Origin of the sequence: Paraburkholderia sp. EG286A (assembly GCF_040965375.1) — a bacterium.
Lineage (GTDB): Bacteria > Pseudomonadota > Gammaproteobacteria > Burkholderiales > Burkholderiaceae > Paraburkholderia.
Map to the genome: position 1 here is coordinate 277,504 of NZ_JBFRCB010000002.1, position 23,871 is coordinate 301,374.

At 66.3% G+C, this 23,871-nt stretch carries 20 protein-coding genes and 1 tRNA gene; 16 read left to right on the forward strand and 5 right to left on the reverse strand.

Going from position 1 to position 23,871, the window contains the following annotated elements; translation table 11 throughout:
• Positions 1 to 76 precede the first annotated feature (76 nt).
• Together AB4Y35_RS07980 and AB4Y35_RS07985 are read left to right on the forward strand one after the other, a co-directional pair.
• A complete protein-coding gene (locus AB4Y35_RS07980; RefSeq protein WP_368704023.1) occupies positions 77 to 1,927 on the forward strand; it encodes a phosphoenolpyruvate carboxykinase (GTP) in 1,851 nt (616 codons plus the stop codon).
• Between the two features lie 314 nt (positions 1,928 to 2,241).
• A complete protein-coding gene (locus AB4Y35_RS07985; RefSeq protein WP_368689466.1) occupies positions 2,242 to 3,351 on the forward strand; it encodes a LysR family transcriptional regulator in 1,110 nt (369 codons plus the stop codon).
• A gap of 109 nt (positions 3,352 to 3,460) precedes the next feature.
• Here the strand turns inward: AB4Y35_RS07985 and AB4Y35_RS07990 are convergent, their stop codons facing one another.
• The 3 genes from AB4Y35_RS07990 to dprA form a co-directional block, all read right to left on the reverse strand.
• Entirely contained in the window at positions 3,461 to 6,118 is a 2,658-nt protein-coding gene (locus tag AB4Y35_RS07990) for a DNA topoisomerase III (protein ID WP_368704024.1), read from the reverse strand.
• 257 nt (positions 6,119 to 6,375) lie between these two features.
• Positions 6,376 to 6,753, reverse strand: coding sequence for a thioredoxin family protein (locus AB4Y35_RS07995; protein WP_110383187.1), 378 nt, complete (start codon positions 6,751 to 6,753; stop codon positions 6,376 to 6,378).
• Positions 6,754 to 6,849: 96 nt separating this feature from the next.
• Complete coding sequence (gene dprA, locus AB4Y35_RS08000; protein ID WP_368704025.1) at positions 6,850 to 8,115, reverse strand: DNA-processing protein DprA; 1,266 nt, start codon at positions 8,113 to 8,115, stop codon at positions 6,850 to 6,852.
• 285 nt (positions 8,116 to 8,400) lie between these two features.
• Here dprA and def point away from each other — a divergent pair, with 285 nt between their 5' ends.
• The 4 genes from def to htpX all read left to right on the forward strand — a co-directional run bounded on the left by def (position 8,401) and on the right by htpX (position 11,715).
• Positions 8,401 to 8,904, forward strand: coding sequence for a peptide deformylase (def, locus tag AB4Y35_RS08005; protein ID WP_322031547.1), 504 nt, complete (start codon positions 8,401 to 8,403; stop codon positions 8,902 to 8,904).
• A gap of 54 nt (positions 8,905 to 8,958) precedes the next feature.
• Positions 8,959 to 9,954 (forward strand): methionyl-tRNA formyltransferase, encoded by a 996-nt coding sequence (fmt, locus tag AB4Y35_RS08010; protein WP_368704026.1) that lies wholly within the window; start codon positions 8,959 to 8,961, stop codon positions 9,952 to 9,954.
• Between the two features lie 125 nt (positions 9,955 to 10,079).
• Positions 10,080 to 10,730, forward strand: a complete 651-nt coding sequence (locus tag AB4Y35_RS08015; RefSeq protein WP_368704027.1) for a LysE family translocator — start codon at positions 10,080 to 10,082, stop codon at positions 10,728 to 10,730.
• A gap of 130 nt (positions 10,731 to 10,860) precedes the next feature.
• Positions 10,861 to 11,715, forward strand: coding sequence for a zinc metalloprotease HtpX (gene htpX / locus AB4Y35_RS08020; RefSeq protein WP_233878856.1), 855 nt, complete (start codon positions 10,861 to 10,863; stop codon positions 11,713 to 11,715).
• Between the two features lie 55 nt (positions 11,716 to 11,770).
• Here the strand turns inward: htpX and AB4Y35_RS08025 are convergent, their stop codons facing one another.
• A complete protein-coding gene (locus AB4Y35_RS08025; RefSeq protein WP_368704028.1) occupies positions 11,771 to 12,955 on the reverse strand; it encodes a hypothetical protein in 1,185 nt (394 codons plus the stop codon).
• 233 nt (positions 12,956 to 13,188) lie between these two features.
• Here AB4Y35_RS08025 and rsmB point away from each other — a divergent pair, with 233 nt between their 5' ends.
• From rsmB to AB4Y35_RS08075, 10 genes are all read left to right on the forward strand, one after another.
• Complete coding sequence (gene rsmB, locus AB4Y35_RS08030) at positions 13,189 to 14,727, forward strand: 16S rRNA (cytosine(967)-C(5))-methyltransferase RsmB (protein ID WP_368704029.1); 1,539 nt, start codon at positions 13,189 to 13,191, stop codon at positions 14,725 to 14,727.
• Positions 14,724 to 15,317 (forward strand): DUF4390 domain-containing protein, encoded by a 594-nt coding sequence (locus tag AB4Y35_RS08035; protein WP_368704030.1) that lies wholly within the window; start codon positions 14,724 to 14,726, stop codon positions 15,315 to 15,317. The genes rsmB and AB4Y35_RS08035 overlap by 4 nt, the downstream gene beginning before the upstream one ends.
• Complete coding sequence (locus AB4Y35_RS08040) at positions 15,307 to 17,727, forward strand: ATP-binding protein (RefSeq protein ID WP_368704031.1); 2,421 nt, start codon at positions 15,307 to 15,309, stop codon at positions 17,725 to 17,727. The genes AB4Y35_RS08035 and AB4Y35_RS08040 overlap by 11 nt, the downstream gene beginning before the upstream one ends.
• Positions 17,728 to 18,429: a response regulator transcription factor EsaR gene (gene esaR / locus AB4Y35_RS08045; RefSeq protein WP_368695002.1), complete on the forward strand. Its 702-nt coding sequence runs from the start codon at positions 17,728 to 17,730 to the stop codon at positions 18,427 to 18,429.
• Between the two features lie 95 nt (positions 18,430 to 18,524).
• Positions 18,525 to 18,600 (forward strand) — tRNA-Phe (locus AB4Y35_RS08050).
• Between the two features lie 256 nt (positions 18,601 to 18,856).
• Positions 18,857 to 19,588, forward strand: coding sequence for a 7-cyano-7-deazaguanine synthase QueC (queC, locus tag AB4Y35_RS08055; protein ID WP_368704032.1), 732 nt, complete (start codon positions 18,857 to 18,859; stop codon positions 19,586 to 19,588).
• Positions 19,589 to 19,743: 155 nt separating this feature from the next.
• Positions 19,744 to 20,376 carry a 7-carboxy-7-deazaguanine synthase gene (queE, locus tag AB4Y35_RS08060; protein WP_368704033.1) on the forward strand — a complete coding sequence of 211 codons (633 nt, stop codon included), beginning with the start codon at positions 19,744 to 19,746 and terminating at the stop codon, positions 20,374 to 20,376.
• Between the two features lie 31 nt (positions 20,377 to 20,407).
• Positions 20,408 to 20,851 (forward strand): 6-carboxytetrahydropterin synthase QueD, encoded by a 444-nt coding sequence (gene queD, locus AB4Y35_RS08065; protein ID WP_028203213.1) that lies wholly within the window; start codon positions 20,408 to 20,410, stop codon positions 20,849 to 20,851.
• 239 nt (positions 20,852 to 21,090) lie between these two features.
• Entirely contained in the window at positions 21,091 to 21,873 is a 783-nt protein-coding gene (locus AB4Y35_RS08070; protein ID WP_368704034.1) for an HpcH/HpaI aldolase/citrate lyase family protein, read from the forward strand.
• The gene (locus AB4Y35_RS08075) at positions 21,870 to 22,595 is read left to right on the forward strand and encodes a tetratricopeptide repeat protein (RefSeq protein WP_368704035.1); all 726 of its coding nucleotides are present in this window, start codon (positions 21,870 to 21,872) and stop codon (positions 22,593 to 22,595) included. The genes AB4Y35_RS08070 and AB4Y35_RS08075 overlap by 4 nt, the downstream gene beginning before the upstream one ends.
• Before the next feature lie 108 nt (positions 22,596 to 22,703).
• On the opposite strand, the gene rodA is transcribed toward AB4Y35_RS08075, so the two are convergent.
• Positions 22,704 to 23,870 (reverse strand): rod shape-determining protein RodA, encoded by a 1,167-nt coding sequence (gene rodA, locus AB4Y35_RS08080; protein ID WP_342920231.1) that lies wholly within the window; start codon positions 23,868 to 23,870, stop codon positions 22,704 to 22,706.
• Position 23,871 lies beyond the last annotated feature (1 nt).

Genomic DNA, 23,871 nt, shown 5'->3' on the forward strand with positions numbered 1-23,871 from the left:
ATGAGTTGCGCCTCTCGCGTGCAGCGTTGAAAAGGGCCGATTCCCTTTTTACAGCCCTAAAAATGGAGACAGCTCGATGAACCATCCCGATTACCAAGCCCAGGCCGCCGCGCAGGTGCCCGCCTGGGTCCGGCACCGGAAACTGATCGACTGGGTGCAGAAAATCGCAGCGCATACGCAGCCGGACCGCATCGTCTGGTGCGACGGCTCCCAGGAAGAATACGACCGCCTGTGTGCGCAGATGGTCGAGGCCGGCACGATGCGCCGTCTCAATCCGCAGAAGCGGCCGAATTCGTATCTCGCGTGCTCCGACCCCTCGGACGTCGCTCGCGTGGAAGATCGCACCTTCATCTGCTCGCCCACCAAGGAAGATGTCGGCCCCACCAACAACTGGGTCGCGCCTGCCGAAATGCGCACGACGCTCGACGGCCTGTTCGCGGGCTCGATGCGCGGCCGCACGATGTATGTCGTGCCGTTCTCGATGGGCCCGCTCGGCTCGCCGATCGCGCATATCGGGGTAGAGCTTTCCGATAGCCCCTACGTGGCCGTGAACATGCGCATCATGACGCGCATGGGCCGCGCCGTGTACGACGTGCTCGGCGAAGACGGCGCGTTCGTGCCGTGCGTGCACAGCGTGGGCGCGCCGCTCGCGGCGGGCGAGCAGGACGTGCCGTGGCCGTGCAACAAGACGAAGTACATCGTCCACTTCCCGGAAACGCGCGAGATCTGGAGCTATGGATCGGGTTACGGCGGCAATGCGCTGCTCGGCAAGAAGTGCTTCGCGCTGCGCATCGCTTCGACCATGGGCCGCGACGAAGGCTGGCTCGCCGAGCACATGCTGATTCTCGGCGTGCGTTCGCCGGAAGGCCGCAAGTACCACGTCGCGGCGGCGTTCCCGTCGGCGTGCGGCAAGACCAACTTCGCCATGCTGATTCCGCCGCCTGCCATGAACGGCTGGGAAATCACCACGATCGGCGACGATATTGCGTGGATCAAGCCCGGCGCCGATGGCCGTCTCTACGCGATCAACCCGGAGGCCGGCTATTTCGGCGTGGCGCCGGGCACCGGTGAGAAGACCAATTTCAACGCCATGGCGACGCTCAAGGAGAACGTGATCTTCACGAACGTCGCGCTCACCGACGACGGTGACGTCTGGTGGGAAGGCATGACCGACGAGCCGCCCGCGCACGCGATCGACTGGCTCGGCAACGACTGGACGCCCGCCATCGGCAAGGAAACCGGCCGCAAGGCCGCGCATCCGAACGCGCGCTTCACGGCGCCCGCGTCGCAGTGCCCGTCGATCGATCCCGAGTGGGAGAACCCCAAGGGCGTGGCCATCGATGCGTTCATCTTCGGCGGCCGCCGTTCGACCACGGTGCCGCTCGTGACCGAGGCGCGCGACTGGACCGAGGGTGTCTACATGGCCGCGACCATGGGCTCGGAGACCACGGCCGCGGCCGCGGGGCAGCAGGGCGTAGTGCGCCGCGATCCGTTCGCGATGCTGCCGTTCTGCGGCTACAACATGGCCAACTACTTCGGCCACTGGCTCGACGTGGGCGCACGCCTCGCCAAGGCCGGCGCGACGGTGCCGCGCATCTTCTGCGTGAACTGGTTCCGCAAGGGGCCGGATGGCAAGTTCGTGTGGCCGGGCTTCGGCGAGAACATGCGCGTGCTCGAGTGGATGGTGCGCCGTATCGAGGGCAAGGCCACGGGCGACGAGCACGCATTCGGCGTGTCGCCGCGCTACGGCGATCTCGACTGGAGCGGCCTGAACTTTACGCAGGAGCAGTTCGAGCAGGTGATTTCGGTGGATGCCGACGCCTGGCGTGCCGAACTCGCGCTGCACGCCGAGCTGTTCGACAAGCTCGCTCATGGCTTGCCGGAAGTGCTGAAGGACGCTCGCAAGACGCTGGAAACGCGCCTGTAAGTATGTGATGTGAGCGCTCGCTAACTGAATGGCCGCCTTCGGGCGGCCTTTTTATTTTCGGGGTCGAATGCATTGGTGCGGTGCACAGGCCCGTCTGTTCGCCGTTTGAGCGGCTATTTCGCTGCAATGCGCAAAATTGTTTCGTTCGAGGTAACAATCGGACCTCGGTTGATGCATTTTGGGGTGCAGTCGAAGAATTCGTAAAGAAAATGAGGGCTTCGGAGGCAACTTCTGCAGGATTTCTGCTGTCGTAGGAGAATTCGCGGTTTCCTCCGCTGATTAACAGCGGGGTAGTAACAGGCAGGAGTTGTCTCATGGATCATTTGCAGTCGATGCGAGTATTCGTCAAAGTGGCCGACCTCGGCAGTTTCGCCCGGGCCGCTTCCGCGATGGATATCTCCAACGCGGTTGCGACGCGGCATGTTGCCGACCTCGAAGGTCGACTCGGCACGCGTTTGCTCAACCGCACGACCCGCAGTCTCTCCCTGACCGAATCGGGTCAGGTCTATCTCGAGCGCGCCCGCCAGATCCTCGATGAACTCGAGGATGTCGAACAGATGGTCGTCGCGCGCAATCACGAGCCCGTCGGCACGCTGCGCATCGTCGCGCCGGTCGTGTTCGGGCTCCATAATCTCGCGCCGGTGCTGCAGACGTACACGCAGCGCTATCCGCAGGTCATTCCCGACGTCACGCTGGTGGACCGTCAGGTCGATCTCGTCGAAGAGGGCTTCGATCTGGGCGTCGTGACTGCGCGCCAGATGCGCAGCGCCAGCATCGTCACGCGCCGCCTCACGACGGGTTGCATGACGGTGTGCGCCACGCCCGCGTACCTCGAAAAGCACGGCACGCCCACGCGCCCCGAGCACCTCATGGAGCACCCGAGCCTCTCGCTGCCTTCCGAGTACTGGGGTGACGAGCGCGTGTTCACGGGGCCGGACGGCGAAATCCGCGTGCGCCCGACCAACGTGATCGTGGCGAACAACACCGAGATGCTGCGCCAGTTCGCGCTGCTCGGCATGGGCATCGCGATCCTGCCGAGCTACCTGATCGGCCGCGACATGACGCGCGGGCGCCTCGTGCGGCTGCTTGGCGACTATCGTCTGCCGCAGGTGGAGATCAACGTCGCGTATCCGAGCCGGCGTCACCTGCCGGCCAAGGTGCGCACGTTCATCGACCATCTCGTCGAGCACTTCAGCCAGACGCCGAACAGCCAGCTTGGCGAGCAGTGGGTCAAGGATGGTCTTGCACGTCCGGCAGCGGCGGCTCGCAACGGTGTTGCGGGCGACGACTACGATGGCGTGCAGCCCGCGCCGGGCGGTAGCCTGCACGACGGCGAGCACAACGGCATGGACGGCGAGCGCGCACCGAAGGCCGCGCGCGCTTCGGCGGCGCGCACCCGGACTTCGGCGATCTCGCCGCTATAAGCCCGATATCGCCGTTCATCCGGCGATAAAAAAGGCGCAGCTTCGTGAGAAGCTGCGCCTTTTTGCCTTGCTGCACCAAGGCCGGCGACGGCCCTGGTGAGGATGGGCTTTACGACCCTGTCTTGCGCGCCGGCGTCTTGCGGGCGGCGGTCTTGCGCGCCGGTGCGGCCTTGGCGGCCGCCGTCTTGCGCGCGGGCTTCGCCTTGCCTTCTTCGGCCGACTCCGCCGCGTCGTTCGCGGCATCGTCCGTCGCCTCGGCCGATGCGGCCGACTTCTTCGCGGCCGTCTTGGCCGCCGTCTTCGCGCTCGGCTCCTTCTTCTCGAACTCGAAGCCGATCTTGCCGTCCGGCTGCTTGACGAGGAAAGCCTTGAAGTTGCGGCCCGTGCGCGACGATTTGAAGTTGGTCAGCAAGTCGGTGCGGCCTTCGGCCAGCAGCCTGGCCATCTGGTCGCGCGCGATCTCCTGCTGCAGGATCACCTTGCCCGAGCGGAAGTCGCAGGTCTTCGGATTCGCGACCGAGTGCTCGCACACGTAGCTCATGCCGTGCTCGTACACGCGTCCCTTGCACTTCGGGCAAGCGCCCACCGGCTCCTGCTGCGAGAAGTCGGGCGCTTCGCCGTCTTCCGCGCCGGAGTCCTGGCCGAAATCGAACTCGAGCTTGTAGTTCTTGATTTCATCGTCGAACGAGAGCTTGAGGATGGCCGAGAACGGCCGGCCCATCTTGCTGCGGAAGCCCGAGAGCGGGCCGATCGTCTTGTTCTGCAGCAGTTCTTCGACTTCGGGGATTTCGAACTGACGGCCGCCCGGAATCTTCGAGATCGAGAACTCGCACTTCGTACACGCGAAGCGGCGATAGTTTTCCTTCACCTGGCCGCCGCAATTCGGACACGGCGTTTGCAGCGTCGCGTAGTCGCCGGGGATCGTGTCCGAGTCGTATTCCTTCGCGCGCTTCACGATGGTCTGCGTCATGCGGGCGATTTCCTGCATGAACGCGTCGCGCGGAAGCTTGCCGCGCTCCATCTGCGAAAGCTTGTACTCCCACTCGCCGGTAAGCTCCGGCGCGGTCAGTTCCTTCACGTCGAGGCCGCGCAACAGCGTCATGAGCTGGAACGCCTTGGCCGTGGGGATCAGTTCGCGGCCTTCGCGCACGAGATACTTTTCGCCGAGCAGACCTTCGATGATCGCCGCGCGCGTGGCCGGCGTACCCAGGCCCTTGGCGGCCATGGCCTCGCGCAGCTCTTCGTCGTCCACGAGCTTGCCCGCGCCTTCCATGGCCGAGAGCAGCGTCGCTTCGTTGTAGCGCGCAGGCGGCTTGGTCACGAGCTGGTGCGCCGCGATCTTGTCGGTCTTGACCTTCTCGTCCTTCTTCACCGGCACGAGGTTGGCGTCGTCGCCGCCCGCATCGCGACCATAGACCTGCAGCCAGCCCGGCTCGACCAGCACCTTGCCTTCGGTCTTGAAGTGATGTCCGGCGACTTCGGTGATACGCGTGGTGACGCGATATTCCGCCGCCGGGAAGAACACGGCGAGGAAGCGTTTCACGACGAGGTCGTACAGCTTCTGCTCGGGCTCCGAGAGCGACTTCGGCGCCTGCAGCGTGGGGATGATGGCGAAGTGGTCGCTGATCTTCGAGTTGTCGAAGATGCGCTTGTTCGGCTTCACCCAGCCCTTGTCGAGCACCTGCTTGGCGTGCGGCAGGTAGTTGTTGCTCTCCTTGAGCATCTCGAGCGTCTCTTTCACCGTGCCCATGTAATCCTCGGGCAGCGCGCGCGAATCGGTACGCGGGTAGGTGAGCACCTTGTGCTTTTCGTACAGCGCCTGGGCAAGGCCAAGCGTGTTCTTGGCCGAAAAGCCGAAACGGCCGTTGGCTTCACGCTGCAGGCTCGTCAGGTCGAAGAGCGCGGGCGAGAGCTGGGTGGACGGCTTCGATTCCTCGCTGACCGTGCCTTCGCGGCCATGGCAGGCCGCCACGATGGTCTCGGCGGCCGGCAGGCTCCAGAGGCGCGAATCGCGCTTTTCCGGATCGAACTCGTCCTTCTTGAATTTCGGGTCGTACCAGCGGCCTTCGTAGAAGCCGCCCGCGCAGACGAACTCCGCGCGCACTTCCCAATAATCACGCGGGATGAAGCGGCGGATCTTCTCTTCGCGTTCGACGACGATCGACAAGGTTGGCGTCTGAACGCGGCCCACCGTCGTGAGGAAGAAGCCGCCGCCCTTGCTGTTGAAGGCGGTCATCGCGCGCGTGCCGTTGATGCCGACGAGCCAGTCGGCTTCCGAGCGGCAGCGGGCGGCGTCGGCGAGCGGCTGCATGTCGTGGTCGCTGCGCAGGTTCGCGAAGCCGTCGCGGATCGCCTGCGGCGTCATCGACTGGAGCCACAGGCGCTGGACCGGCTGCTTCGCCTTCGCGTGCTGCGCGATGAGGCGGAAGATCAGTTCGCCCTCGCGCCCCGCGTCGCAGGCGTTGATGAGCTGCGTGACGTCCTTGCGCTTCATCAGCTTGTTGAGCACCTTGAGCCGCGATTCGCTCTTGGCGATCGGGTTCAGGTCGAAGTGCGGCGGGATCACGGGCAGGTGAGCGAAGCTCCACTTGCCGCGCTTGACCTCGTATTCTTCCGGCGCTGCGATTTCCAGCAGATGGCCGACTGCCGACGAGAGTACGTAGTCGTCGCTCTCGTAGTACTCGTCATGCTTGGTAAAACCGCCCAGCGCACGCGCGATGTCGTTCGCGACGGATGGCTTCTCGGCGATGATCAGAGCTTTGGACATGACTGGTTGCTTGTGGGTGTATCCGGTTGGCGCCCCGGGGCCGATGCCGCCTGAATGGGCGCTTGGGCGCGATGCCCGGCGTTGCTGCCCCGCTCGGGGGGCCGTTCTCGACCGCTTTATAGCACATGGCGCGTCGGCGTCGATTTTTGCGTCATCTCATGACGACACCCGCGCACCCGCCAGGGCGCCCAATCATAAGGGCGCGCCAGGCCGCGCGGCAAGCGGCGTGCCTGATCGGGGTCAGATGCTGGGGGCGCTCAAACCGCGCTCAGGGCGGGGCGCAGCTTGGGCGCGTCGGACACGCCCGGCAGCGCCGTGAGGTCCGAGAGCATGCGCTCGACCACGGCGGCGTGCGGCAGGACCGTGCCGAAAAAGCGCGTGGCGTGGCCGTCCTCGATCAGGATGGTCGGGAAGTTCTCGACATCGAGATCGTCGAAGCGGTCGGCATGGGTTTCGATGTCGATGTACGCGAAGCAGACATCGGGATGCGCCTCGGCGATGCGGTCGAACGTGGCACGGTAGTCGCGGCACGTCCCGCACCACTGCGCGCACAGGCACGCGACGAACAGCGTGTCCTGATTGCTGACGCGCTCGGCGATCTGGTCGGCGTCGGTGTCGAGGTCTAGCGCGGGCATGGTCGTTCCTTGCGTTCTCTTATATATAGAGCGGGGTATTTGGCGCGAATGTATCACGGCGGCGCGCAGGCGGTGATGCTCCCCCAATGTGCGGCATCAGCCGCGCGAAGCCCGCACGAACCAGCCGCCGGGCAGGGCGTCGAGGTGTCCCGCGAGTTCGAGTTGCAGCAGCGTGCCTTGCAGCACCGCTTCGGCCATGTCGGTGCGCTGCGCGAGGATTTCAACCGTGGCCGGCGCGTGACCGAGCGCGTCGAGCAGGCGGCGGGCTTCGGCGCCAAGGCTGGCGGGCGGTTTTCGCGCTGCTTCGGTGCGAGGCACAGGCGGCGGCTCGGGGTGAGGGAATGCGAGCGCCAGCTGTGGCGTTTCGCTTGTGTCGTCGCGCTGGATGCAATCGAAGGGAACCGAGACCTTCTGGCGGCGGGGTTCCCGCGGCGACGCGAGCGCGCGCCCGGCACCCGGGGGTGGCCCGATATTGAGTGCATCGAGCACCTCTTCGGGCGTTTCGACCAGCTGCGCGCCCTGCTTGATGAGCACGTGGCAGCCGCGCGTGAGCGGCGCGTGAATCGAGCCGGGCAGCGCGAACACGTCGCGTCCCATTTCGTTGGCGAGCCTTGCCGTGATGAGCGAGCCGGAACGTTGCGCGGCCTCGACCACCACCACGCCTTCGACGAGCGCGGCAATCACGCGGTTGCGCTGCGGAAAGTTCGCGGAGCGCGCCGGGGTGCCGAGCGGCCATTCGGAGGCGAGGGCGCCGTGTGCGGCGATCTCCATGGCGAGCGGACGATGGGCCGGGGGATAGACGAGATCCGCGCCGGTGCCGATCACGGCGACGGTGCCGCCCTGCTCGTGGAGTGCACCGCGATGGGCGGCGCCGTCCACGCCGAGCGCGAGCCCCGAGACGACCGTGAGACCCGACGCGGCGAGTGTGCGCGCGAAACGCGCGGCGTCCTCGACGGCCTGCGGCGTGGCGTTGCGGCTGCCCACGACGGCTACCGCGCGCGCGTGGAGCAGCTCGAGCCGGCCCATTGCGTAGAGCAGCGGCGGTGGATCGGGCATGTCGAGCAGACGGGCCGGATACGCCGGATCGGCAAGCGTGATCAGCGCATTGCCGGGCGCCGCGCGCCACGCCTGCAGGGCATCGAGTTGCGCCGCGAAGTCCGGCCGGGGCTCGGCCAATGCGGCGTGTGCGGCCTGCGTACCCGCCACCGAGGCGAGCGCCGCGAACGGCTGGGCCAGCACGTTTTGAGGCAGGCCGAACGCGCCGAGCAGCGCCCGCAGCGCAGCGGGCCTCAGGCCGCGCGCGAGGGCGAGGCGCAGCCAGGCAGCCAGTTCCCCGGCAGACAACGGCAAGGTCGTCGGCATTGCGTTCCCCGGGCGCGGACGGTTTGCCGCACCTCGTGATAAAATTTTCACCATCCGAAATACACCGTGGCGTCCTGACCCGTGGCACTGCGCACACGCCTTCGGGCGCACTGCGCCCGCACGGGCGATCAGCGCGTTCAACGTTGAATTGCGGCCCTTTCGTCCGAATATGAGGAGATATCCTCCGTATCCGGCCTGGGACCCGCAAGCTGGCCGAATGGCCAGGCCGCGCATCGTTCCCTGTGCCCGGCTCTTTCAGGCGCCCAACGAGAAACCCGTCAAATCATGGCTCTACTGAACATTCTTCATTACCCGGACAAGCGTCTGCACAAGGTCGCGAAGCCGGTCGAGGCGGTCAACGACCGCATCCGCAAGCTGGTCGCCGACATGGCCGAAACCATGTACGCCGCGCCGGGCGTCGGTCTCGCGGCCACCCAGGTCGACGTGCATGAGCGCGTCGTGGTGATCGACGTGTCCGACGCGCACGACGAACTGCGCGTGTTCATCAACCCGGAAATCATCTGGTCGAGCGACGAGCGCGAAGTGCACGAGGAAGGCTGCCTTTCCGTGCCGGGCATCTACGATGAAGTCGAGCGCGCGGAAAAGGTGCGCGTGCGCGCGATGAACGAAAAGGGCGAGACCTACGAGGTGGACTGCGAAGGGCTGCTCGCCGTGTGCATCCAGCACGAAATGGATCACCTGATGGGCAAGGTGTTCGTCGAATACCTGTCGTCGCTCAAGCAGACGCGCATCCGCAGCAAGATGAAGAAGCTCGAACGCGCGATGTAAGCGCGATCCGACTGTCTCTTTCTTCATCAACCCGCCGCCACGCACCGAGCGCCCATGAGCCACACTCTTCGCGTCATCTTCGCCGGCACGCCGGAATTCGCCGCCGCGGCGCTCGCGGCGATTCACGAAGCGGGCTTTGCCGTGCCGCTCGTCCTGACCCAGCCGGACCGCCCGGCGGGCCGCGGCATGAAGCTCCAGGCAAGCCCGGTCAAGCGCTATGCGCAGGAGCATGGCATGGCCGTCGCCCAGCCGCCGTCGCTGCGCCGTGCGGGCAAGTATCCGCAGGAGGCCGCCGCGGCGCTGGACCTGCTGCGCGCCACACCGCACGACGTGATGGTGGTCGCCGCCTACGGGCTGTTGCTGCCGCAGGAAGTGCTGGACATCCCGCCGCGCGGCTGCATCAACATTCACGGGTCCATCCTGCCGCGCTGGCGCGGCGCGGCGCCGATTCATCGCGCGATCGAAGCCGGCGACACCGAGACCGGCATCACGCTCATGCAGATGGACGCGGGGCTCGACACCGGCCCGATGATCTCCGAGGTGCGCACGCCGATCGCGCCCGGCGACACCACGGCGACGCTGCACGACCGCCTGGCGCAACTCGGTGCGCAGCTGATCGTGGATGGGCTCGTCGCGCTCGAGCGCGACGGCGCGCTGCCCGCCACGCCGCAGCCGGCAGAAGGCGCGACATACGCCGAAAAAATCGGCAAGCAGGAAGCCGCGCTGGACTGGCGCCGGCCCGCGGTGGCGCTCGCGCGGCAGATTCGCGCGTTCGACCCGTTCCCGGGCGGCGCGGCCACGCTGGACGGCGCGCAGCTCAAGCTGTGGGCTGCCGAGCCGGTCGAGCGTACGTCGACCGCCGCCGCCGAGCCGGGTGAGATTCTCGAAGTGAGCGCGGCGGGCGTGGTGGTGGCCTGTGGCGAGGGTGCGCTGCGCCTCACGCAGCTGCAAAAGCCGGGCGGCAAGCGGCTGCCCGCGCGCGAATTCCTGGCCGGCATGCCGCTAACGGCGGGGCAGCGGTTCCAGTTGCCCGAGACCCCGGCGGCCTGAACGCGGGCTCGCGCCATTGCCTGAACGCCAGCGCCTGACAACGGCCGCGAAGCCAAGTGCCGCGCGGTTCCCGGCGCGCTAGAATCAATGGCGTTTGAAGCGCGTTTTTCGATTTTGAGGTTGTCATGCTCGGCATTACCCATTTCGGTTTCTTTGTCGTCGCCGTATTTCTCCTGAACGTGACGCCGGGGCCCGACACGGCCTATATCGTCGGCCGCAGCGTCGCGCAGGGCCGCGGCGCAGGCCTCGTTTCCGCACTGGGTATCTCGGCGGGCTGCTGCGTGCACACGCTCGCCTGCGCGTTCGGCTTGACCGCGCTGCTCGCGGCGTCGGCCACGGCGTTCACGGTCATCAAGATCGTCGGCGCGATCTATCTCGTGTATCTCGGCGTGCGCCTCATGCTCACGAAGCACGAGTCCAGGCCCGCCGCAGGCGGCGCGCCAGCCACGCCTTCCGCCGCCGCGCCGCGCCCGCTGCGCCAGCTGTTCGTGTCGGGTTTCTGCACCAACGTGCTCAATCCGAAGGTGGTGCTGTTCTTCGTCTCGTTCTTCCCGCAGTTCGTGTCCACGGGGACGGAGCACAAGGCCCTCGCTTTCCTCACGCTCGGCGCCGTGTTCCTGTTGATGAGCACGGTGTGGAACAGCTTCGTCGCGTGGGTGGCGGGCAGCGTCACGCAGCGCTTCTCGGGCAAGCCGGGCGTGAAGAAGTGGCTCGACCGCACGGTCGGCTCGGCGTTCGTCGGGCTGGGCCTGAAGCTCGCGACCGCCACGCGCTGAGATTGAATTTTTCGGATCTGCCCATATCTAACAAATCGCTTACAATGCGCTCGCCCGAGCGCGGCTGACCGGCTGGCGGCGGGCGTTCAACGATCGATTTGATCCCCTGGTGGGTGAAGGAGCACAGCACATGTTCAACTGGGTCAAAACCGCGATGTTGATGGCCGCGATTACGGCCCTTTTCATCGTGATTGGCGGGCTGATCGGCGGGCATCGCGGGATGGTGCTGGCGCTGTTCTTCGCGCTCGCCATGAACTTCTTTTCGTACTGGTATTCGGACAAGATGGTCCTGCGCATGTACAACGCGCAGGAAGTCGATGAGACCACGGCGCCGCAGTTCTATCGCATGGTCCGCGATCTGGCCACGCGGGCGGGCCTGCCGATGCCGCGCGTCTACCTCATCAACGAGGACGCGCCCAACGCCTTCGCCACGGGCCGCAACCCCGAGCACGCCGCGGTCGCGGCGACCACGGGCATCCTGCGCGTGCTGTCCGAGCGCGAAATGCGCGGCGTCATGGCGCACGAGCTGGCGCACGTGAAGCACCGCGACATTCTCATCTCGACGATCTCGGCCACCATGGCCGGCGCGATCTCGGCGCTCGCCAACTTCGCGATGATCTTCGGCGGCCGCGACGAAAACGGCCGCCCGGCGAACCCCATCGCGAGCATTGCCGTGGCGCTGCTCGCGCCGATCGCGGGCGCGCTGATCCAGATGGCGATTTCGCGTGCGCGCGAATTCGAGGCGGACCGCGGCGGCGCCGAGATTTCCGGCGATCCGCAGGCGCTCGCCTCGGCGCTCGACAAGATCCACCGCTACGCGCAGGGCATACCGTTCCCGGCGGCCGAACAGCACCCGGCCACGGCGCAGATGATGATCATGAATCCGCTGTCTGGCGGCGGCTTGCAGAACCTCTTCAGCACGCACCCGTCCACGGAAGAGCGCATCCGCCGCTTGATGGAGATGGCTGCTGGCGGCCGACGCTAGAGCGGCAACCGCTAACCGGCAGTGAAAAAAACGCCTCTTCGGAGGCGTTTTTTGTTTAGCCCGTCGCCGCGGCGTCGCCGTTCACCTGTCGGGCGCCCGCTCGCGCCGAAACCCGCAATGTCCGTTGACGCAGCGAAACCACGAAGAACACGAAATAGACGCCGATGAACCAGGACACGTCGAGCGCGTAGTACACGTGCCCGAACTTGACGACGATCCACGCGGCGATGAACGCCAACGGTACGGCGTAGAAAAACACGCGATCCATCCGGTTTTCTTCTTTGCTGCTCTGGAACAGCGAAACGTAGCAGCACGCAAAAAACGGCGCGATGTCGTATTCCTTCATTCTCGGATTCAGCGCGAGACAGAACGCGAGCACATAGAACAGCCTGCCGGGCACGCTTGCGTTTTCGGCAATCATGAGCCGCCGCCCGCGCAATGGATTGACCGCATACACGAACAGCGCCACGACCACCAGTTCGTAGATCAGCACGTCTTCCAGTGTCGACAGCGCGCGCACGTGTTGTTCGAGTATCCCGAACAGCACGAGCCCGGAATCGTTCTGGGCGAGCATCTGCCAGCGCAGCAGGGTTTCGAAGTCGGTCCACAGGCGCGGCTCCAGCGCGAACTGCGCGATGGTTGCGAGCGCAACACACAAGGGCAAGGCGAAAAAATAGCGCATGCCTTTGGGGATAAAAAAGAACACGACGGCGTAGGTCAGGAAATAGATCTTGATGGAGGCAAACAGGGCGATGAAAAAAGCCAGCGCGCAATACTTTGCCGTTGCGTTGCCGCTTTGCTGCGATGAATGCCGCGAAGCGTCCTGTGAAGCCGCATAAAAAAGCGCAACGATCAGCAGGTGGCCGAAGATCGCAAAATTACCCGTGAGGATGCCGCCCACGCCCGCGCCGCCGGTCAGAAACCCCAACGCACCCGCGACGACGAAATCCGCATACCGGATGCTGTAGGCGAGATAGATCAGCGACGCGACAACGAACGCCAGATAGAGCCAGTGAAACGGCACGCGCGAGAACAGATTCAAAAAGATGGGCGGATAGACGAAGGGGAATCCGTGCGGGATATACGGATTCGCGCCGCGCTTGAACTGATCCAGCGCATACGCGTACACCTTGTAGTCCCAGAAAGGCGAGAACAGCTTCCCCCGTCCCTGCTGGTACACGGAAAAGAGCGCAACGAAGGCGAGGAACGCGAAGTCTTGTTTCTTCCCGAGTAGTTTCATGATGGCCGCTACGACGCAGGGAGGAGGGGCGTTTTCTGCCGCCATCATGCGGCGAGCCGTTAGTCGGTATCCGCCAATATGTATCCCGGCGCTTTCGTCGCTGTCCGCGCGCGGGTGCGGTGCCGTCAACGGGAATCGCGCCGGCTGGCAGTGTTGCGCGCTCGCCACGCTACAATGGCTCGCTTGTGCATCATCGACGCCGCGCTGCACCGCGGCCCGCATCCGGTTTTTTCATGACATCGAGCCCATCCCGGCGACCCAGCAAGCCGTCTCACGGCAAAAAGAGTTCCGCATCGCCCGCGCGCCAGCGGGGCGCGGCGTCGGCGCACAGCCACGCCGTGCACCTGGCCCCCGATTCGCTGGGCTTTGCGCTCGACCAGGCCGCTCATGCGGTCGGCGCGGTGCGCGCCGGTTCGGCCTTGCCTGCCGCGCTCGCGAGCGCCTTCGCCGTTTTGCCCGCCGACTTCGCGCCGCAGGCTCGCGGCGCCGTGCAGGACATCGCGTACCGCACGATGCGGCGGCTCGGCACGGTCGACTGGCTGATCCGGCAGCGCGTGAGCAAGGCGCCGCCGCCGCTCGTCGCGAACCTGCTGGCCTGCGCGCTGGCGTTGCTCGCCGAAGACGAGGCGAGCGCGGCCTACACGCCGTTTACGGTCGTCGATCAGGCCGTGCGCGCCGTGGGCGCGCGCCGCGAGATCGCCTTCGCGAAGGGGCTCGTCAACGCGGTGCTGCGCGGTTTTCTGCGCGAGCGCGACAGCGCGCTTGCCGCCGCCCAGGCCGATGAAACCGCCCACTGGAACTATCCGCGCTGGTGGATCGACGCGGTGCGCGCCGCGTGGCCCACGCAGTGGCAGGCGATTCTCACCGCGGGCAACACGCAGGGCCCGCTCACGCTGCGCGTGAACGCGCGCCGCGCGAGCGCTGCCGACTACGTCCAGCGGCTCGCCGCAGAAAACATCGCTGCCACGCAGATCGGCGCACACGCCGTACGCCTCGCCGCCGCGTTGCCGGTGGATCGCATCCCCGGGTTCCTCGCTGGCGATGTGTCCGTGCAGGACGCCGGCGCGCAAGTGGCCGCACAAATCCTCGGCGTGCGTGACGGCATGCGCGTGCTCGACGCGTGCGCGGCGCCCGGCGGCAAGAGCGGCCATCTGCTCGAGCTTGCCGACATCGACCTGGTTGCGCTCGAAAGCGACGCCGCGCGCGCCGCGCGCATCGGCGAAAACTTCGCGCGCCTCGGTTTCGCGCAAGACGATCCCGCGCACCCGATGCGGCGCGCAAGGATCGTGGTCGGCGACGCAGGCAATCCTGCCGCGTGGCACGACGGCGAAGGCTTCGATCGCATCCTCGCCGACGTGCCGTGCTCGGCCTCGGGCATCGTGCGCCGCCATCCGGACATTCGCTGGCTGCGCCGCGAGAGCGACATCGCGGCGCTTGCCGCCGAGCAGCGCCGCATCGTCGACGCGCTGTGGCCGCTCGTGAAGCCGGGCGGCGAGCTGCTCTACGTGACCTGTTCGATCTTCCCCGAGGAAGGCGAGGCGCAGGCGCGCTGGTTTGAAAGCACCCATGCGGATGCGGTACGATTGGACGCCCCGGGGCAACTGCTGCCCGAGGCGTTCGGCGCGCCGGCCCGGGGGCCAGAAGACGGCGCCGCCGGCGAGGCGCGGCACGAGGCCGCTGCAAAGGCCGAAGTGACGACAACTGGCTTTCCCGTTCCCGATCGCACCGCAGATCACGACGGATTCTTCTACGCGCGCTTTCAGAAACGGTGACCATCAAACGCTTCTTCCCGCTGCGGTTCGCGGCCCTGATCTGGCTGGTGCTTGCCGTCGTCGGCTTCGTGGCCGCCGCGCCGGCGCGCGCCGATTCGATCTCGGTGCAGCGCGCGTCGCTCCAGGCCGACAGCAACGGCTGGAGCCTCGACGCCCGTTTCGACTTCGACCTCAACAGCAGCCTGGAAGACGCGGTCAACAAGGGCATTCCGCTTTACTTCACCACTGACTTCGAGCTCACGCGCGCGCGCTGGTACTGGTTCGACGAGCAGCCGGTGAACGTGTCGCAAAGCATTCGCCTGTCGTTCCAGCCGCTCACGCGCGAGTACCGCGTGTCGAGCGGCGGCCTGCAGCTCGGCTTCTCGACGCTCGCGGACGCGCTCGCGGTCATCAAGCACGTCACCTCGTGGCACGTGATCGACCGCAACGACGTGCATGCCGGCGAAACGTACACGGCCTCGGTGCGCATGCAACTCGACGTCGCGCTGATGCCCAAGCCGTTCCAGATCGACGCCGTGAACAACCGCGACTGGAACCTCGCTTCCGACTGGAAGCGCTTCAACTTCACGGTGACCGAACGTGCTAAATAAAGTGCGCCGCGCCACCAGCTTCAGCAGCGTCGTCGTCAAGCTGCTCGTCTCCACCGTCGCGTTCACCGCGACGCTGCTGCTCGTCCTGCTCGCCGCGGCGAGCGCGAACACCGAGTTCTTCGACCGCTACTACGGCTGGCTCTACGCGGCCAACATCGTTGTCGCGCTGATCTTCCTGTCGGTGGTCACGGCGCTCATGATCGTGATCGTCGTGCGCCTGAGGCGCGGCAAGTTCGGCACGCGGCTGCTTGCCAAGCTCGCGTTCTTCTTCGCGCTCGTGGGCGTGGTGCCGGGCGGCATCATCTATATCGTTTCGTACCAGTTCGTCTCGCGCTCGATCGAGTCGTGGTTCGACGTGAACGTCGAAACCGCGCTCACCGCGGGCCTGAATCTCGGCCGCGGCATGCTCGACGCCTCGCTCTCCGATCTGCAAACCAAGGGCCGTCTGATGGCCGAGCAAATCGCGAACGGCGATTCCGCGGGCACGACGCTCACGCTGCTGCGTGCGCGCGACCAGTTCGGCGTGCAGGACGCGATGATCGTCGAGCCGGTGCGCAGCATGTCGGGCGCGGCGCCGGACATGCACGTGGTGGCGCAGGCGTCGAGCAACTTCTCGTCGCTCATGCCTGCTGACATGCCCACGGCGCTCATGATCGACCAGGCGCGCGGGCGCGGCTATGCGGCGATCGAAGGCGAAGTGGACGGCGACCCGCATCAGCTTGGCTCGAAGGGCGCGCTGCGATTGCGCGTGGTCACACGCATTCCCGATGCGAACACAACCGATCTGCAGCCGGTCGAGCGCTTCCTGCAACTCGAGCAGCCGGTGCCGGCCGCGCTCGCGCGCAACGCCGACGCCGTGCAGCGCGCGTATCGCGAGTACCAGGAAAAGGCGCTGGGCCGCACGGGCCTGCGCAAGATGTATATCGGCACGCTCACGCTCGCGCTCTTTCTCGCCACCTTCGTCGCGATGATGCTCGCGCTCGCGCTCGGCAACCAGCTGGCGAGGCCGCTCTTCCTGCTCGCGCAGGGCACGAAGGAGGTGACCGAGGGCGACTACACGCCCAAGCGCGAAATCAAGTCGCGCGACGAGCTGGGCTTCCTCACGCAGTCGTTCAACGCGATGACGCGCCAGCTTTCCGAAGCGCGCCAGGCCGTGGAGAAGAACCGCGTCGCGCTCGAGCATTCGAAGGCGTACCTCGAGAGCATTCTCGCGAATCTCACGGCGGGCGTGTTCGTGTTCGACCGGCAGTTCCGCCTCACGACGGCGAACCCCGGTGCGGAGCGCATCTTCCGTCAGCCGTTCCAGACGCAGCTCGGCGTCGCGCTCGATCATATCGGCGCGCTCACGGAGTTCGGCGCGATGGTGCGCAAGGCCTTCGCCGACCAGGAAGCGTCGCGCGGCGATGGCGATCTCGAGCGCGTCCACTGGCAGCAGCAGTTCTCCGTGCCGATTCCGGGCGAGACCGATCCGCTCACGCTGCTCGTGCGCGGCGCGCGCCTCGTATCCGACACGGGCCGCGACGCGGGCGACATGCAGACCTCGGGCTACGTCGTGGTGTTCGACGACATCTCCGACGTGATCTCGGCGCAGCGCTCGGTCGCGTGGGGCGAAGTCGCGCGCCGTCTTGCGCACGAGATCAAGAATCCGCTCACGCCGATCCAGCTTTCGGCCGAACGCCTGCAGATGAAGCTCACCGACAAGCTCGCGCCCACCGACGCCGAAGTGCTCAGGCGCGGCGCGACCACCATCGTCAATCAGGTCGCGGCGATGAAGCAGATGGTCGACGACTTCCGCGATTACGCGCGCACGCCGCCGGCGGTGCTCGCGAACCTGCAGCTCAACGAACTCGTGAGCGAAGTGCTCACGCTCTACGGCGCGGAAGAAGGCAAGAGCGCGATCAAGGTCGAGCTCTCCGACTTGCCGGTGATACGCGGCGACGCGACGCAATTGCGTCAGGTGATCCACAACCTGCTGCAAAACGCGCAGGACGCGGTGACCGATACGCAGAATCCTCGCGTGACGCTCGAGACCCGCGCCGTAGAATACGGAGACCCCGACGCGCAAGGACGCACGCGCGTGGCGGTTCGTCTCACGGTATCGGACAACGGCCCGGGTTTCCCGGCGCGCATCCTCACGCGTGCGTTCGAACCCTATGTGACGACCAAGGCCAAAGGAACAGGACTCGGGCTTGCGATGGTCAAGAAGATCGTCGACGAGCACGGCGCGCGCATCGACATCCGCAATCGAATGAGAGCGGGCGATGTGATCGAAGGCGCGCAGATCTCGATTCTCTTTCTCCAGTTGGCAGACGATGCCGTCACGCCCGGACCCGGCCGAGCCGGGGAGGGGCAGGCGCGTGCCGAAGCGGAGCAGGGATCAAAAGCAACAGTGCAGACAAGGGCAGCGTAAATGGCAACCATCCTGGTGGTAGATGATGAAATGGGCATCCGGGAATTGCTCTCGGAGATCCTCAGCGACGAAGGACACGTCGTGGAGCTCGCGGAAGATGCGCAGCAGGCGCGCGACTTCCGGCAGCGCCACGTGCCGGACCTCGTGCTGCTCGATATCTGGATGCCGGACACCGATGGCGTGACGCTGCTCAAGGAATGGGCCGCGCAGGGTCATCTCACGATGCCGGTCATCATGATGTCGGGGCACGCGACCATCGACACCGCCGTCGAGGCGACGAAGATCGGCGCGCTCAACTTCCTCGAAAAACCGATCGCGCTGCAAAAGCTCTTGAAGGCGGTCGAGCAGGGGCTCGCGCGCGGCACGGCCGCGCCGGTCACGCCGGCCACTTCGGCGGCGGCGGGGAAGACGGCGGCGGGCGGACCCGCGGTCGTGGCATCGGCGGCGGCGCTGCCGGTGCTGGGCGCTGACGGCGTGCATGGCATGCAGGCGGGCGCGGCCACGCAAACGGCATCGATCTCGTTCGACATCCCGCTGCGCGATGCACGCGACGCATTCGAGCGCGCCTACTTCGAGTACCACCTCGCGCGCGAGAACGGCAGCATGACGCGCGTGGCCGAAAAAACGGGGCTTGAGCGCACGCACCTGTATCGCAAGCTCAAGCAGCTCGGCGTCGACCTCGGCAAGAGCAAGGGCGAATGAACGTGGGCAGGTGAGCGGCGCGGCCAGACGCATCGATTTTGCGTAAGCCCACTTGGCAAACGCTGATTTCACCGCTATACTCTTCTTTCTTCGTTGGCCCGGTAGCTCAGTTGGTAGAGCAGCGGATTGAAAATCCGCGTGTCGATGGTTCGATTCCGTCCCAGGCCACCAGAATGCAGCCCCAGGAGATCGTTCGATTCCTGGGGCTTTTTCGTTGTGCGCGTTGTCCTGCGGCTCGAACTCCAGACATCGACGGTATCCGGGGTATAAGGGTGCGCCGATGCCCGTAGAGGGGCCCCGGCCTATACTGCATGAGCCGGCGCGGGGGTTGTCCCTGCCGGTCCGCCGGGCGCCAGGCGACAAAAGCGAGCAACCCAGGCACGCAACGAAGGCATTCGCGCGGAAACCTCATACACGGAGTTTCACGGTGACTCGAACAGAAGCCAAAGGCGCGCTCGTCCTGTTTTCCGGCGGCCAGGATTCGGCCACGTGCCTCGCATGGGCGCTCGACCGCTACGAGAGCGTCGAAACGCTCGGCTTCGATTACGGCCAGCGTCATCGCGTCGAACTGGAATGCCGCGAGGGCTTTCGCGCGGCGCTTGCCGGCACGTTCCCCGAGTGGGGCGAGCGTCTCGGCGACGATCACATGATCGATCTCTCGGTGCTCGGCTCGATCAGCGACACGGCCATGACGCGCGAGATCGAGATCGAAACCGCCGCGAGCGGCTTGCCGAACACCTTCGTGCCGGGCCGCAACCTGATGTTCATGCAGATCGCCGCGGCGATCGCTTATCGTCGCGGGCTCAAGGTGCTGGTGGGCGGGATGTGCGAAACGGACTTCTCGGGCTACCCCGACTGCCGCGACGACACGATGAAGGCGCTGCAGGTGGTGCTCAATCTCGGCATGGACACGCGCTTCGTGCTGGAAACGCCGCTCATGTGGCTCGACAAGGCCGACACATGGCGGCTCGCCGAACAGCTGGGCGGCGAAGCGCTGGTGGACATGGTCCGCGTGGAAACGCACACCTGCTACCTGGGCGAGCGCGCCGAGCTGCACGCGTGGGGCTTCGGCTGCGGCGAGTGCCCGGCGTGCAAGTTGCGCAAGCGCGGGTATGAAGCGTATCTCGCCGGCGAGAACGTGACGGAAGCCCCGGTCTGAGTGTTAGCCTCGGGCCGCACGCGTGACTTTCGCGGTGGATGAATACGGCCAGGGCCGCGCACGGGCGGCGCGCCCCGCCGACACGATGATTTCGCGCCCGAGACCAACCGGCTTTGCACGCGCCTCGCGCGCATGAGCCAGAACCAGGCTGCACGATGACTTACGCGGTAAAGGAAATTTTCTACACGTTGCAGGGCGAGGGCGCGAACGCCGGGCGTCCGGCCGTGTTCTGCCGGTTCGCCGGCTGCAATCTCTGGTCGGGCCGCGAGGAAGATCGCGAGCAGGCCGTTTGCCGCTTCTGCGACACCGACTTCGTCGGCACCGATGGCGAGAACGGCGGCAAATTCCGCACGCCGGAAGAACTCGTCGAGAAGATCGCCTCGCTATGGCCCGAAGGCGAGGGCAACCGCTTCGTGGTCTGCACGGGCGGCGAGCCGATGCTGCAGATCGACCAGCCGTTCGTCGACGCGCTGCACGCCGCCGGTTTCGAGATCGCGATCGAAACCAACGGCTCGCTGCCGGTGCTGGAAACCATCGACTGGATCTGCGTGAGCCCGAAGGCCGATGCGCCGCTCGTCGTCACGAAGGGCAACGAGTTGAAGGTTGTCGTGCCGCAGGAAAACCAGCGCCTCGCCGACTACGCGAAGCTCGATTTCGAGTATTTTCTCGTGCAGCCCATGGACGGCCCGTCGCGCGACCTGAACACGAAGCTCGCCATCGACTGGTGCAAGCGCCATCCGCAGTGGCGCCTGTCGATGCAGACCCACAAATACCTGAACATTCCCTGATTCACGCGAATTTACCTGAAGAAGCGCCGTGCTGACGATCACCCGAAAACTCGAATTCGACGCGGGCCACCGCATCCCCGACCACCGCAGCCAGTGCCGTAATCTGCACGGCCATCGCTACGTGCTCGAAATCACGCTGGAAGGCGACCTTGTCGAAACCGAGGGCGCGCCCGACCGCGGCATGGTGATGGACTTCGCCGACGTGAAGTCGCTCGCGAACCAGCATCTCGTCGATCTGTGGGATCACGCGTTCCTCGTCTTCGCGGGCGATACGCAGGTGCGCGGCTTTCTCGAAACGCTGCCGGGCCACAAGACGGTCGTGATCGACCGCATTCCGACCGTGGAAAACCTCGCGGCCATCGCGTTCGATATTCTCGCGAACGTGTACGACGCGCACTATGGCGTGAATCTGCGCCTGCACAAGCTGCGCCTGTACGAGACGCCGAACTGCTGGGCCGAAGTCACGCGCGACTGACGCGCGCAGGGCCCCTTTACCCGCCTCACTCACCCTCGCTCCGGCGACCCGCGCAAGGCGGGTTTTCCGTGCCGTCCCGCAAACTTTTGTCGCGGTATGATCATTGCCGCAAGGCCTGCGCATCCCCGCGCGCGGCCCGACAAACACATAACGGAGCGAGACCTGCCGGCTGCCGCGCTGCCGGGCGACACCGCCCGCGCCTGGCGCGTGCGCCCCGCAGTCTCGCCGGGAGCACGGCGATGAGCACCTTCACCAATCCCCTCAAGGAACGCCTCAAGGAGGCGGACCCGCTATTCGGCCTATGGCTGTCGATGGGCAGCGAGACCGCCGCCGAGGCGCTCGCGCACGCCGGCTTCGACTGGCTGCTGATCGACATGGAGCACACCCCCAACGACAGCGCCGACACCATCGCGCAACTACGCGCCATCGCGGCCGCGCATCTGCCCACCGAGCCCGTGGTGCGTCTGCCCGACAGCGAGCCGTGGCTCGTCAAGCACGTGCTCGACGCGGGCGCGCGCACGGTGATGTTCCCCAATGTGGCGTCGGCTGAAGAAGCGGCGCGCGCCGTGAGCCTCACGCAGTACCCCGACGCGAGCACGCCCGGCGGCCAGCGCGGCGTGGCGGGCGCGGTGCGCGCGGCGGCCTACGGCATGCGGCGCGATTATCTTCAGGGCGCGAACGCGCAGATCGCGACGATCGTGCAGATCGAGTCGGCGGCGGCGCTGGCCGAAGTCGAGAAGATCGCGAAGGTGCCGGGCGTCGACTGCCTGTTCGTGGGTCCCGCCGATCTGGCGGCGAGCCTCGGCCATCTCGGCGACTCGAAGCATCCGGACGTGGTCGCCGCCGTGCAGCGCATCGTCGCGGCCGCGCGCGAGGCGGGCGTGGCCGCGGGCATCTTCGCGATGGATGCGGCCGCCGCGAGGCAGTATCGCGAGATGGGTTTCAGCTTCATCGCCCTGGCCGCCGACGTGATGTGGCTCGTGCGCGCGACACGCCAGGCGCTGCAGGAGGCGAGATCATGACGCGTCCGAAAGCGCTTTTGGGGCGGGCGCGCGCGCTCGCCATCGGCTGCTTCGCGGCCGCCGCGCTCGGCGTGAGTGGAGCTGCGGCGGCCGCCGACGCCGCGAGCGCCACCGCGGGCGCGGAATCCGATCCGCAAACGGCCAACGCCGTTGCCGACTACAACGCGGGCAACCTCAGCGCGGCGCGCGCCGAGTTCCAGGCGGCCGCGGAGCGCGGCAACCGGCTGGCGGAGTTCAACTACGCGATGATGCTCGTGAACGGCGAAGGCGGGGCCGCCGATGTGGGCGAGGGGCGCAAGTGGCTGCGCAAGGCCGCGGACGCCAACATGTCGCACGCGCAGTATGTGTACGGCAAGATGTACGACGACGGTGACTTCGTCGAGCGCGATCCCGTGCAGGCGCACCAGTGGTTCCTCAAGGCAGCGAAGCAGGGCCACGTGCAGGCGGAGCTGGCGCTCGCGAACCAGTACCTGGACGGGCGCGGCACCACGCGCGACAACAAGCAGGCGTTCTACTGGTACAAGAAGGCCGCCGAGGGCGGCGACATGACGGCGCAATACGTGACCGGCTCGTTCTACGAGCGCGGCGGCGACGGCGTGCCGAAGAACCTCAACGTCGCGCGCGCGTACTACGCCGCGGCGGCGGCCCAGGGCGATCCTGTGGCGCGCCTGAAGTACCAGCAGTTGAGTGCACAGCTGATGAAGTCGGCGCCCACCCAGTAAGCGCCAGCGAGCGATCACCGAAACGAAAACGCGCCGGACTATGCCGGCGCGTTTTTTTGGGGGGCTTCGATCTCCGCGATCGGGCGGCCATGGCCGCCCGCCGCGCCCTCAACTCTGCATCAAGCGCTTCTGGCGTCCCACGCTCATGATCAGCCCGATCGCCACGCCGAGCGTGGTGAGCGCCGTGCCGCCATAACTCATGAACGGCAGTGGCACGCCGACCACGGGCAGGATGCCGCTCACCATGCCGATGTTGACGAACGCGTAGGTAAAGAACGCCATCGTGAGCGAACCGGCCAGTAATCGCCCGAACAGCGTCGCGCCGTTCGCGGCGATATAGAGCCCGCGCGCGATCAGACACATGTAGAGCGTGAGCAGCACGAGGCCGCCCGCGAGGCCGAACTCCTCGGAGAACACCGCGAAGATGAAGTCGGTGTGCTTTTCGGGGATGAACTCGAGGTGCGACTGCGTGCCCTTCAGCCAGCCCTTGCCGAGCGGGCCGCCCGAGCCGATCGCGATCACGGCCTGGATGGTGTGGAAGCCCTTGCCGAGCGGATCGGAGGTCGGGTCGAGCAGCGTGCAGATGCGGTGCTTCTGGTAGTCGTGCATGAGCGGCCAGTTCACCTGCGGCTGGCAGATCTTGTCCTGGAACGCCGCGATCGAGGCCACCGCGATCACGCCCGCAATCAGCACCGGCACGATCAGCTTGAACGAGAGTCCCGCGAAATAGATGACGAAGAGGCCTGAGGCGAACACGAGCACGGCGGTGCCGAGGTCCGGCTGCTTGGCGATGAGCCCCACCGGCACGAGCAGGATCACGAAGCCGACGACGAAGTCGTACCAGCGCATCACGCCTTCGCGGCGCTGGTAGTACCAGGCGAGCATGAGCGGCGTGGCGATCTTGAGGATTTCCGAGGGCTGGATCACGACGCCCACGTTGATCCAGCGCTTGGCGCCCTTGCGCGTGAGGCCGAATAGCGCCACCGCAACGAGCAGCGCGATGCCGAACGTATAGATCGGCACCGCGAAGCGCATGAGCGTGTTGGGCGGCACATTGGCGAGCGCCCACATCAGCACGAAGGTGAGCATGATGTTGCGCAGCTGGTCTTCCACGCGGCCCGGCACGTCGAGGCTCGCGCTGTACAGCGTGACGATGCCCACGCACAGCAGCAGGAACACGGTGAGCGCGAGCGGGCGATCGAAGCCGAGGAACATCTTGCGCAGCGTGTCGAGCACCGCGCGCTTGTCGATCTTGTCGAACTGGAGGAAAGGCATG

Coding starts and splice junctions, on each gene's coding strand:
- dprA (WP_368704025.1), bottom strand. CDS start 8,115: ATGCCGACGACCTTGCCGTTGTCTGCCGGGGAACTGGCTGCCTGGCTG.
- AB4Y35_RS07995 (WP_110383187.1), bottom strand. CDS start 6,753: ATGCCCGCGCTAGACCTCGACACCGACGCCGACCAGATCGCCGAGCGC.
- def (WP_322031547.1), top strand. CDS start 8,401: ATGGCTCTACTGAACATTCTTCATTACCCGGACAAGCGTCTGCACAAG.
- queE (WP_368704033.1), top strand. CDS start 19,744: ATGACTTACGCGGTAAAGGAAATTTTCTACACGTTGCAGGGCGAGGGC.
- AB4Y35_RS07990 (WP_368704024.1), bottom strand. CDS start 6,118: ATGTCCAAAGCTCTGATCATCGCCGAGAAGCCATCCGTCGCGAACGAC.
- AB4Y35_RS08015 (WP_368704027.1), top strand. CDS start 10,080: ATGCTCGGCATTACCCATTTCGGTTTCTTTGTCGTCGCCGTATTTCTC.
- esaR (WP_368695002.1), top strand. CDS start 17,728: ATGGCAACCATCCTGGTGGTAGATGATGAAATGGGCATCCGGGAATTG.
- rodA (WP_342920231.1), bottom strand. CDS start 23,870: ATGCCTTTCCTCCAGTTCGACAAGATCGACAAGCGCGCGGTGCTCGAC.
- AB4Y35_RS08025 (WP_368704028.1), bottom strand. CDS start 12,955: ATGAAACTACTCGGGAAGAAACAAGACTTCGCGTTCCTCGCCTTCGTT.
- AB4Y35_RS07985 (WP_368689466.1), top strand. CDS start 2,242: ATGGATCATTTGCAGTCGATGCGAGTATTCGTCAAAGTGGCCGACCTC.
- AB4Y35_RS08075 (WP_368704035.1), top strand. CDS start 21,870: ATGACGCGTCCGAAAGCGCTTTTGGGGCGGGCGCGCGCGCTCGCCATC.
- htpX (WP_233878856.1), top strand. CDS start 10,861: ATGTTCAACTGGGTCAAAACCGCGATGTTGATGGCCGCGATTACGGCC.
- AB4Y35_RS08070 (WP_368704034.1), top strand. CDS start 21,091: ATGAGCACCTTCACCAATCCCCTCAAGGAACGCCTCAAGGAGGCGGAC.
- fmt (WP_368704026.1), top strand. CDS start 8,959: ATGAGCCACACTCTTCGCGTCATCTTCGCCGGCACGCCGGAATTCGCC.
- rsmB (WP_368704029.1), top strand. CDS start 13,189: ATGACATCGAGCCCATCCCGGCGACCCAGCAAGCCGTCTCACGGCAAA.
- AB4Y35_RS07980 (WP_368704023.1), top strand. CDS start 77: ATGAACCATCCCGATTACCAAGCCCAGGCCGCCGCGCAGGTGCCCGCC.